Origin of the sequence: Aquamicrobium segne (genome assembly GCF_042656785.1) — a bacterium.
Lineage (GTDB): Bacteria > Pseudomonadota > Alphaproteobacteria > Rhizobiales > Rhizobiaceae > Mesorhizobium > Mesorhizobium segne.
Genome location: NZ_JBHSLL010000059.1, coordinates 84696 through 95623, shown reverse-complemented (window position 1 = coordinate 95623; position 10928 = coordinate 84696). Strand labels below are relative to the sequence as shown.

At 56.2% G+C, this 10928-nt stretch carries 9 protein-coding genes; 8 read left to right on the top strand and 1 reads right to left on the bottom strand.

Going from position 1 to position 10928, the window contains the following annotated elements; genetic code table 11:
• Positions 1-20: 20 nt before the first annotated feature.
• Complete coding sequence (locus ACFPLB_RS16350) at positions 21-617, bottom strand: transglycosylase SLT domain-containing protein (protein WP_378231620.1); 597 nt, start codon at positions 615-617, stop codon at positions 21-23.
• 224 nt (positions 618-841) lie between these two features.
• Between ACFPLB_RS16350 and ACFPLB_RS16345 the strand changes: the two genes are divergently transcribed.
• The 8 genes from ACFPLB_RS16345 to ACFPLB_RS16310 all read left to right on the top strand — a co-directional run bounded on the left by ACFPLB_RS16345 (position 842) and on the right by ACFPLB_RS16310 (position 10923).
• Complete coding sequence (locus ACFPLB_RS16345) at positions 842-2206, top strand: NAD(P)-dependent oxidoreductase (protein WP_378231618.1); 1365 nt, start codon at positions 842-844, stop codon at positions 2204-2206.
• A gap of 2 nt (positions 2207-2208) precedes the next feature.
• Positions 2209-3522 carry an NAD-dependent dihydropyrimidine dehydrogenase subunit PreA gene (preA, locus tag ACFPLB_RS16340; RefSeq protein ID WP_378231617.1) on the top strand — a complete coding sequence of 438 codons (1314 nt, stop codon included), beginning with the start codon at positions 2209-2211 and terminating at the stop codon, positions 3520-3522.
• Between the two features lie 332 nt (positions 3523-3854).
• Complete coding sequence (aptA, locus tag ACFPLB_RS16335) at positions 3855-5183, top strand: omega-aminotransferase AptA (protein WP_378231615.1); 1329 nt, start codon at positions 3855-3857, stop codon at positions 5181-5183.
• A gap of 91 nt (positions 5184-5274) precedes the next feature.
• Positions 5275-6525: a Zn-dependent hydrolase gene (locus tag ACFPLB_RS16330; RefSeq protein ID WP_378231727.1), complete on the top strand. Its 1251-nt coding sequence runs from the start codon at positions 5275-5277 to the stop codon at positions 6523-6525.
• A gap of 67 nt (positions 6526-6592) precedes the next feature.
• Positions 6593-8044 carry a dihydropyrimidinase gene (hydA, locus tag ACFPLB_RS16325; RefSeq protein WP_378231613.1) on the top strand — a complete coding sequence of 484 codons (1452 nt, stop codon included), beginning with the start codon at positions 6593-6595 and terminating at the stop codon, positions 8042-8044.
• Positions 8045-8090: 46 nt separating this feature from the next.
• Positions 8091-8927 (top strand): ABC transporter ATP-binding protein, encoded by an 837-nt coding sequence (locus ACFPLB_RS16320; RefSeq protein WP_378231725.1) that lies wholly within the window; start codon positions 8091-8093, stop codon positions 8925-8927.
• A gap of 8 nt (positions 8928-8935) precedes the next feature.
• A complete protein-coding gene (locus ACFPLB_RS16315) occupies positions 8936-9814 on the top strand; it encodes an ABC transporter permease (RefSeq protein ID WP_378231611.1) in 879 nt (292 codons plus the stop codon).
• Positions 9811-10923, top strand: a complete 1113-nt coding sequence (locus ACFPLB_RS16310; protein WP_378231609.1) for an ABC transporter permease — start codon at positions 9811-9813, stop codon at positions 10921-10923. Before ACFPLB_RS16315 ends, ACFPLB_RS16310 begins: the two co-directional genes overlap by 4 nt.
• The last annotated feature ends 5 nt before the right edge of the window (positions 10924-10928 follow it).

The following is a 10928-nucleotide window of genomic DNA, read 5'->3' as shown; positions in this document are numbered from 1 at the left end:
ATCAATAAATGTGGCGGGTTTTATAAGCGGCCGCAGCTTTGCATCTGCTGGGCATAGCGCCGCGCCATGGCATCCGTTTCCTTAGCATAATTGCGAATGCCGGAATTGTTCTTGTAAGTGCCGCGCTTATAGCCGTTCCAGCCGGAATAATAGGCAAGGTAGAGATTGTAAGTGTCGTTGCGGGCAATGCCCAGCGTATCGGCACTTTTGGCGTGATACCAGCCAACAAAATCAATCGCATCGGAAAATGAACTGCGCCGTGCTGCAAAATTGCCGGTCTCCGCCCGATATTGCGCCCAGGTGCCTTCAAGCGCCTGCGAATAACCGGCGGCAGTGGAGGGCCGCTTCCATGGAACGAAGCCGAAAAGCTTGCTGCGTGGAGGCCGGGCATTGGCCTTGAAGCCGGATTCCTTGCGTATAGTGGCCATTAGAATGGGTGCGGGGATGGCGTGTTTTGCCTGTGCGCGTTTGGCGGCAGCATGCCAATTGTTGACCCAGCCGTCGCGCTGGTCAAACACCGCGCAGGCATTGTTGATCTGGGTCGGAGGGCTTGCGCAGGCCGAAAGGGCCAAGAGTGCGGCCACAGGTAAAATTCGTTTCAAATGATACGCAGACATGCAGGCAGGTTTAGGGGCAAATCATAAAGGGAGTGTTGATAAGATATTAACGGTTGTGCCGTGAGCGGAGCGGTCATGCATGGAGTTATTGCAGAAGAAATATGAGTATAAAATTCAGGTTTACTGTTATTTTTCAATAGCCTGATCAAAATTGACCAATTGATAAAACAAAAAGATGTGCTAACCTTCCTCAAAATATAAATAATAAATATAGGGGAATGGGAATGGCGTCAGGTCATTTCAAACAGGGCATTGCCGCCGGTCGGTTGCCGATGCAAGCCTATGCAAAAAATTTTTCCGATCTTCAGCCGCCGCTGGACCGGCATGAGGCGCTGGTTGAGGCGGATCGCTGTTATTTCTGCTATGATGCGCCCTGTATGACGGCGTGTCCGACCTCCATCGATGTGCCGATGTTTATCCGCCAGATTGCCACCGGCAATGCGGTCGGCGCGGCCAAGACCATTTTTGATCAAAACATATTGGGCGGCATGTGCGCCCGTGTGTGCCCGACCGAAACGCTGTGTGAAGAGGCTTGCGTGCGTGAAGAAGCCGAAGGCAAGCCGGTGCAGATCGGTCGCTTGCAGCGCTATGCCACTGATGTGGCGATGGCTGAAAACAAGCAGTTTTATGAGCGTGCCGCACCAACCGGCAAGACGATTGCCGTCGTTGGTGCGGGGCCGGCAGGGCTTGCCTGCGCGCACCGTCTGGCGCTTCATGGGCATGAGGTTACCGTTTATGAGGCGCGCCCCAAGGCCGGTGGTCTTAATGAATATGGCATTGCCGCCTATAAGAGCACGGATGATTTTGCCCGTGCCGAGGTGGATTATGTCATGGCCATTGGCGGTATCGAGATCAGGAATGACATGGTGCTGGGCGACAATTTTCAGCTTGCTGATCTGGTTCGCCGCCATGACGCCGTGTTTCTGGGCATGGGACTTGGCGGCATCAATGCGCTGCATGCCAAGGGTGAGGAAGCGCACGGTGTCGAAAACGCTGTCGATTTCATCGCCACATTACGGCAGGCTTCCGATCTGGCCGCGCTGCCGGTGGGGCGCCGTGTCATTGTCATTGGCGGGGGTATGACGGCAATTGATGCTGCCGTGCAGTCAAGGCTGCTGGGCGCGGAGGAGGTGACGATCTGCTACCGGCGCGGCAAGCAAGACATGAATGCCTCACTTTATGAGCAGGATCTGGCGGCTGCCAATGGCGTTAACATCCGCCACTGGCTCCAGCCGCGCCGGGTGATTGCCGAAAGGGGCAAGGTCACAGCTCTGGAACTGGAATATACCGCGATGGAAGGCGGGAAACTGACCGGCACCGGCGAATTGCTGACCTTGGCTGCCGATCAGATTTTCAAGGCGATTGGTCAGAGTTTTTCTGCTGCCGGCCTGAATGGTTCGGGTGACAGCATTGAGCTTGAGAAAGGGCGCATCAGGATAGATGAGGAGGGCAAAACCAGCATGGCCAAGGTCTGGGCCGGTGGTGATTGCATCCATGGCGGCGATGATTTGACGGTCACGTCAGTGGCACAGGGGCGCGATGCGGCTGAAAGCATTCACCGGGCGCTGACCTCGAATGGGAGGGTATGAGCATGGCTGATCTGCGCAGTAATTTTATCGGCATCAAATCGCCAAATCCGTTCTGGCTGGCCTCTGCTTCGCCAACCGATAAAGCCTATAATGTCGAGCGCGCCTTTGAAGCTGGCTGGGGTGGCGTGGTGTGGAAGACGCTGGGTTCTGAAGGGCCGCCGGTGGTCAATGTCAACGGGCCGCGTTATGGCGCGATCTGGGGTGCGGACCGGCGATTGCTTGGTCTTAACAATATCGAACTGATTACGGATCGCGATTTGCAGACCAATTTGCGTGAAATGAAGCAGGTCAAGATGCGATGGCCGGATCGGGCGCTGGTGGCCTCGATCATGGTGCCTTGCGTTGAAGAGGAATGGAAGGCGATCCTGCCGCTGGTTGAAGAAACCGGTGCAGACGGCATTGAGCTTAATTTTGGCTGCCCGCATGGCATGAGTGAGCGCGGCATGGGTGCAGCCGTTGGTCAGGTGCCCGAATATATTGAAATGGTGGTGCGCTGGTGCAAGCAATATACGCGCATGCCGGTTATCACCAAGCTGACGCCCAATATTACTGATATTCGCCATCCGGCACGGGCGGCACATGCTGGCGGTACCGATGCCGTGTCGCTGATCAACACCATCAATTCGATCACTTCGGTTGATCTGGACAGTTTTTCGCCTGAACCATCGATTGACGGCAAGGGCAGCCATGGCGGCTATTGTGGCCCGGCGGTCAAGCCGATTGCGCTGAACATGGTGGCGGAAATTGCCCGCGATCCTGAAACGCAAGGCTTGCCGATTTCAGGCATTGGCGGGGTCACGACATGGCGTGATGCGGCTGAATTCCTGGCGCTGGGGGCTGGCAATGTGCAGGTGTGCACGGCTGCCATGACCTATGGTTTCAAGGTTGTGCAGGAAATGATTGCCGGTCTGGAAGGCTGGATGGATGAAAAGGGGCATCGCAGGCTTGATGATATTATCGGGCGCGCCACACCCAATGTCACCGACTGGAAATATCTCAATCTCAATTACATCGCCAAGGCGCGCATCGATCAGGAGCTTTGCATCAAATGCGGGCGCTGCTACATTGCCTGTGAGGATACCTCCCATCAGGCAATCACCGCAATGGTGGATGGGGTGCGCCATTTCCAGGTTCTGGAAGAGGAATGCGTCGGCTGCAATCTGTGCGTCAATGTCTGCCCGGTGGCAGGCTGTATTACTATGGAGCCGCTGGCTGTGGGAGAAGTGGATCAGCGCACGGGTCAGCCCGTATTGCCTGACTATGCCAACTGGACGACGCATCCAAACAACCCGTCGGCGCGTGTGGCGGCTGAATAAGTCTTGTCAGCAGCACGGATTTTGCGTCAGGTTCCCGGCTGGCTCAATCGTCTGGACCAGTCATTTGTGGCCGGTGGAGCGCGAAGCGGTCGGGTCATTTCGGCTAGAGTATTTTGCAGTCAGACGGAATCGTCTGACGTCGCAACAATGCGGCTAAAAAAGAAGCTGGAGCAGCGGAAGCTGCGTTCGTTAGAACGCCCGTTGCTCTAGTAATGGCTTGACCGTTCAAAGAGCGGCGCTAACGATTGTTTGTCGGGGCCGGTTGTGTGGCATGAACTGCTTGCATGGATGGAGCATTGGCCACAAAAAATCAGCCCTCAGGAGGTTTGCTCATGTCCAACAGGCTTAAAGTTACACCTAACGACCTTTCTGCATTCTGGATGCCGTTCACGGCAAACAGGCAGTTCAAGCAGGCGCCGCGTATGCTGGTTTCTGCAAAAGACATGCATTACACATCATCTGACGGTCGCAAGATCATGGACGGCACAGCCGGGCTATGGTGTGTGAATGCGGGTCATTGCCGCCCTAAAATTACCGAGGCGATCCAGAATCAGGCGGCTGAACTCGATTATGCGCCTGCCTTCCAGATGGGGCACCCTATTGCGTTTGAACTGGCCAACAGGCTGGTCGATATTGCGCCCAAGGGCATGGATCATGTTTTCTTCACCAATTCCGGCTCCGAATCGGTGGAAACGTCGCTGAAAATGGCGCTTGCCTACCACCGTGCGCGTGGTGAGGGTTCGCGTACCCGTCTCATTGGCCGTGAGCGCGGCTATCATGGCGTCAATTTCGGCGGTATCTCGGTTGGCGGTATTGTCTCCAACCGCAAGATGTTTGGCACGCTGCTGTCGGGCGTTGACCACATGCCACACACCCATCTGCCGGAGAAAAACACCTTTACCAGAGGTGTGCCTGAGCATGGCGCTGAACTGGCCGATGAGTTGGAGCGCATCGTCACCTTGCATGATGCCTCGACCATTGCTGCGGTGATTGTGGAGCCGGTGGCCGGTTCAACCGGTGTGCTTATTCCACCAAAAGGCTATCTCCAGCGCCTGCGTGCAATCTGCGACAAGCACGGTATTTTGTTGATCTTCGATGAGGTCATTACCGGCTTTGGGCGTCTTGGTACGCCGTTTGCTGCCGATTATTTTGGCGTGATCCCCGATATTATGGTGACAGCCAAGGGTGTTTCCAACGGTGTGATCCCCATGGGTGCGGTGTTTGTGAAGAAGGAAATCCATGATGCCTTCATGAACGGACCCGAGCATATGATCGAGTTCTTCCATGGTTATACCTATTCGGGCAATCCGATTGCTTCGGCAGCAGCTTTAGCCACGCTGGAGACCTATAAGGATGAAGGGCTTTTGACCCGCGGTGAGGAGCTTGCACCCTATTGGGAAGATGCGCTGCATTCGCTTAAAGACGAGCCACATGTCATTGATATTCGCAATATCGGTCTGGTCGGGGCCATTGAACTGGAGCCGATTGCAGGCGCTCCCGCCAAGCGCGCCTTCCAGGCTTTTGTGAAAGCCTTTGAGCGTGGTGCACTGATCCGTACCACCGGCGATATTATTGCGCTGTCACCGCCGTTGATCATCTCCAGGGGCCAGATTGATGAACTGATTGATCATGTGCGTGAAGTGTTGAGAATGGTCGATTAAGCGGCCACGCGACAAGGGGTGAGGTGCAGTGTCAAGGGAACGCGCTGCACCTTGCCTTGCGACGATTGCAGACAAAATGAGAGGGAACAAAATGGCCGCCTCGGGCGAAAATCTGCGAATCAATCCAGATCGTTTGTGGGATTCGCTAATGGAGATGGCGAAGATCGGCCCTGGCATTGCCGGTGGCAATAATCGCCAGACATTGACGGATGCCGACAATGAGGCCCGCCATTTGTTCCGGCGCTGGTGCGAGGCTGCCGGACTGGAGATGGGCGTTGACCGCATGGGCACGATGTTCATGACGCGGGCGGGCACCGACCCGGATGCCTTGCCAGTCTATATCGGTTCTCATCTGGATACCCAGCCGACCGGGGGCAAGTTTGACGGCGTGCTGGGTGTTCTGGCCGGGCTGGAGATTGTGCGCTCGCTCAATGATCTCAACATCGCCACCAGGCACCCGATTGTCATTGCCAACTGGACCAATGAGGAAGGGGCGCGCTTTGCACCGGCCATGCTGGCATCGGGTGTGTTTGCAGGGGTTCTTGACCTTGATTACGCTTATGGCCGCACCGATTCTGAAGGCAGGCGCTTCGGGGATGAATTGGCGCGCATTGGCTGGGTTGGCGAAGAAGATGTTGGGGCGCGCAAGATGCACGCCTATTTTGAATATCACATTGAACAAGGGCCGATTCTGGAAGCTGAAAACAGGCAGATCGGAGTGGTCACCCATGGTCAGGGGCTGTGGTGGCTGGAATTTACACTGACCGGCAAGGAAGCCCATACAGGTTCAACACCGATGCCCATGCGGGTCAATGCCGGGCTGGCGATGGCGCGTATTTTTGAAATGGTGCAAACAACGGCAATGGAAAACCAGCCGGGTGCGGTGGGCGGTGTCGGGCAGGTCGCATTTTTTCCCAATTCGCGCAATGTGCTGCCCGGAAAAGTGGTGTTTACCGTTGATATCCGCTCGCCCGACCAGACAAAACTTAATGGAATGCGGACACGGATCGAGGCGCAGGCAGCAAAAATTGCGGAAGAACTTGGTGTTGGCTGTGCGGTTGAGGTTGTCGGCCATTTTGACCCGGTCACTTTTGCCCCGGAACTGGTTGAAAGGGTGCGTGCTTCGGCTGAAAAGCTCGGCTATTCGCATATGGACATTATTTCGGGGGCAGGCCACGATGCCTGCTGGGCGGCAAAAATTGCACCTGCAACAATGATCATGTGCCCTTGCGTGGACGGGCTGTCGCATAATGAGGCCGAGGATATTTCAAAGGAATGGGCCATGGCCGGGGCCAATGTCTTGCTACATGCCGTTATCGAGACGGCGGAGATCGCCAAATGAGGTGATTGGCTTACAAGAAATGTTTCAAGCTGCTCGATAAAGAAGCGGCGGAACCAAGGGGAACAAGATGACCAAAGTCATTAAGAACGGCACCATTGTGACCGCCGACCGCACGTGGAAAGCCGATGTGCTGATCCGGGCAGGCCAGATCATGGCTATCGGACAGAATTTGCAGGGCGATGAGGAGTTTGACGCCAGCGGCTGCTATGTGATGCCGGGCGGCATTGATCCGCATACCCATCTCGAAATGCCTTTCATGGGCACTTATTCCTCCGATGATTTTGAAAGCGGCACCCGTGCGGCACTTGCTGGCGGCACGACGATGGTGGTGGATTTTTGCCTGCCAGCCCCCCAGCAATCGCTGCTTGAAGCCTTGCAGATGTGGGACAACAAGACCGCAAAAGCTGCCTGTGATTTTTCCTTCCATATGGCCATCACCTGGTGGGGCAAACAGGTGTTTGAGGAAATGGCGCAAGTGGTGGACAAGGGCATCCCCTCATTCAAGCATTTTATGGCCTATAAGGGCGCGCTGATGGTCGATGATGACGAGCTGTATGCTTCGTTCCAGCGTTGCGCTGCGCTTGGTGCACTGCCACTGGTTCATGCCGAAAATGGCGATGTGGTGGCTGCCCTTTCGCAAAAACTGCTGGAAGCTGGCAATAATGGACCGGAGGCCCATGCCTATTCGCGCCCGCCGGAAGTGGAGGGGGAAGCCACCAACCGCGCCATCATGATTGCCGATATGGCGGGCGTGCCGCTTTATGTGGTGCATGTGTCTTGCGAGCAAAGCCATGAGGCGATCCGGCGAGCACGCCAGAAGGGGATGCGGGTTTATGGCGAGCCGCTGATCCAGCATCTGACACTGGATGAAAGCGAATATTTCAATGCGGACTGGGACCATGCGGCGCGCCGGGTGATGAGCCCGCCTTTCCGCAACAGGCAGCATCAGGGCTCTTTGTGGGCCGGTTTGCAGGCCGGTTCACTGCAGGTGGTGGCAACCGACCATTGCGCCTTCACCACGGATCAGAAGCGTTACGGGGTTGGTGATTTTACCAAAATTCCCAATGGCACGGGCGGTCTGGAGGACCGGATGCCGGTGTTGTGGACAAAAGGCGTCAATACCGGGCGGCTGACTATGAATGAGTTTGTGGCGGCAAGTTCGACCAATATCGCTAAAATTCTCAACATGTACCCGAAAAAGGGGGCGATTGTGGAAGGAGCCGATGCTGATATCGTGGTGTGGGACCCGAAGCGCAGCAAGGTCATTTCTGCCAGCCGCCAGCAATCGGTCATTGATTACAATGTCTTTGAAGGGATGGAGGTGACCGGCCTGCCGCGCTTTGTTTTCTCACGTGGAGAACTTGTGGTTGAAGAAAGCAATATGAAGACAAGGCCGGGACATGGGCGGTTTGTGGCGCGTGAGGCCAATCCTGCGCCCAACCGGGCGTTGTCGATATGGAAGGAGATCAGTGCTCCGCGCCGCATTGAGCGCAGCGGCATTCCCGCGAGCGGAGTTTAAGGTGCATGGCAGGCATAAAATGCAATTGATGAAAGGCTTGAAGTCTATGGATGTGAGCGCCAGCTACAAGCCTGCCCCGGCAATTCCGGCTTGCGATGGCAGGCTTGCCAATGTGGTTGAAGCCAACAGGCTTGGCCTGACATTCCAGACCAATGACGGGCCGGTACAGGCGCTCAGCAATGTGGATCTGACCATCGGCAAGGGGGAGTTCGTGTCCTTTATCGGCCCTTCGGGCTGTGGCAAGACCACCTTGTTGCGGGTGATTGCCGATCTGGAAAAACCGACCGCCGGCACGATAACAATCAATGGCATGACGCCTGAGCAGGCGCGCCAGAAACGTGCTTATGGCTATGTGTTTCAGGCTGCCGCATTGCTTCCGTGGCGCACCATTGCCGATAATGTGGCGCTGCCGCTGGAGATTATGGGGCTTGCCCGGCAGGAGCGGGCCGAACGGATTGCGCGCACGCTCGAACTGGTCAATCTGGCCGGTTTTGAAAAAAAATATCCCTGGCAATTGTCGGGCGGGATGCAGCAGCGGGCCTCCATTGCCCGCGCATTGGCTTTTGATGCCGATCTTCTGCTGATGGATGAGCCGTTTGGCGCACTCGACGAGATTGTGCGTGATCACCTCAATCAGCAGCTTCTGGAGCTTTGGGCGCGCACCAACAAGACGATCTGTTTTGTCACGCACTCCATTCCTGAAGCGGTTTATCTGTCGAGCCGCATTGTGGTGATGTCGCCGCGTCCGGGCCGCGTAACCGATGTGATCGAGACCAATCTGCCGCGTGAACGGCCGCTTGATATTCGTGAGACGCCGGAATTTTTGAGCCTTGCCGCACGGGTGCGCGAGGGCTTGAAGGCTGGCCACAGCTATGAGGATTGAAGGCTGATATGGACAGTTTTCGATCCAAAATCATTCCGGTCACCACCTTGCTTACCCTTCTGGTGATTGGCTGGTACGCTTTTGCGGTGGCATTGAACGGGCCGTTTCAGCGCGACCTCGACCGCCGTGCGGGCGAAATGCCGGGCCAGCTTGAGTTTTTGATGCGCACATGGTCGCAACCGAAGCCGACCTTGCCCGCTCCGCATCAGGTGGCGCAGAATTTTTACAAGGCAACTGTCACGGTCAAGCCGTGGAGCAATCGCAGCCTCATCTACCATTCATGGGTGACACTTTCTTCCACCTTTGTCGGCTTCGTCTTTGGGGCGGGGCTGGGCATATTGATTGCGGTTGGTATCGTGCATTTTACCTCGCTTGACCGCAGCCTGATGCCATGGATCATCACCTCGCAGACCATTCCCATTTTAGCGATTGCGCCAATGGTGGTGGTGGTCTTTGCCTCGATCGGTATTACCGGCCTGTTTCCAAAGGCGTTGATCTCAACCTATCTGTCATTCTTTCCGGTTGCAGTGGGCATGGTGAAAGGCTTGCGTTCGCCAGAAATGATGCATCTGGATCTGATGCGCACATATAATGCCACACAACCGCAAATATTCTGGAAGCTCAGGGTGCCTGCCTCGCTGCCATTTTTATTTGCATCCATGAAAGTGGCAGTGGCAGCCAGTCTTGTGGGGGCCATTGTTGCTGAACTGCCAACCGGGGCTTCTGCCGGTATTGGCGCAAAATTGCTCAATGGGGCCTATTACAGCCAGACCATCGATATATGGGCGGCATTGGTGGCAGGCTCGCTGGTTGCTGTCTTGCTGGTGGCGGCGGTGGGACTGGCAGGGCGGATCACCGACCATGCCATGGGCGGGAGGCCAGCATGAGGGGCACGCTTTCCTGGCAGATTATGCTTGTGGCTCTGGCGGTTCTTGCAGGCATCATTGCGCATATGACGGCAGCAAATGGCGGCCCTGCCAATATAGGAACAGCTTTGGGGCTGCTTGCCGTGTCGGCTGCTGCTGCCTGGGCGTTGAACCGGCAGGCATTGGCAAAGGCCTGCATCCTGTTTATCGGAGCGCATGGCACAGCATGGCTGCTTTTGTCGGGTGTTTCGGGCCATGAAGGGCAGGCGGGAGCTTCGTTTTATCTGGCGCTTGGCGCTGCATGGCTGCTGGCGTGGCGCTGTGTAACGGTTTTGTCCCTGATGAAGCCTGTCTCATTGGTGGCACGGCGGGCGCTTGGCCTGATCATTCCGCTGATTTTTGGCGCCTGGGTGCTGATCTTGTGGGAGGCAATTGTGCGCGGTGCGGGCATTCCCTTCCTGCTGTTGCCGCCGCCCAGCGCCATTGCAGACCGGATTGCCGCTTCCAGTTCTGTTCTGGCTGCCGATTTCAAGCAAACCGTGCTGAAAGCGGTGCTGGCCGGTTATGTCATGGGCTGTGGTGCGGGCTTTGTTGCCGCCATTGCCGCCGACCGTTTTGTCTTTTTGCGGCGCGGTCTGTTGCCGATCGGCAATATGGCGGCTGCCCTGCCGATTATTGGTGTTGCGCCCATCATGGTCATGTGGTTCGGCTTTGACTGGCCCTCCAAGGCCGCGGTTGTGGTCATCATGACCTTTTTTCCCATGCTGGTGAATACGGTGGCCGGACTGTCTGCCTCCGGCCATATGGAGCGCGACCTGATGCGCACCTATGCTTCCGGCTATTGGCCAACGCTTTTCAAATTGCGCCTGCCGGCAGCCATGCCTTTCATTTTCAATGCGCTGAAAATCAACTCCACGCTGGCGCTGATCGGCGCCATTGTTGCCGAGTTTTTCGGCACGCCGGTGGTTGGCATGGGTTTTCGTATTTCCACCGAAGTGGGGCGCATGAATATCGACATGGTGTGGGCGGAAATTACGATGGCGGCTTTGGCTGGCACATTGTTTTATGGAGCGTTGGCGCTGGTAGAGCGCACTGTCACATTTTGGCATCCGTCTATCCGTGGTGGCTAGGCGGC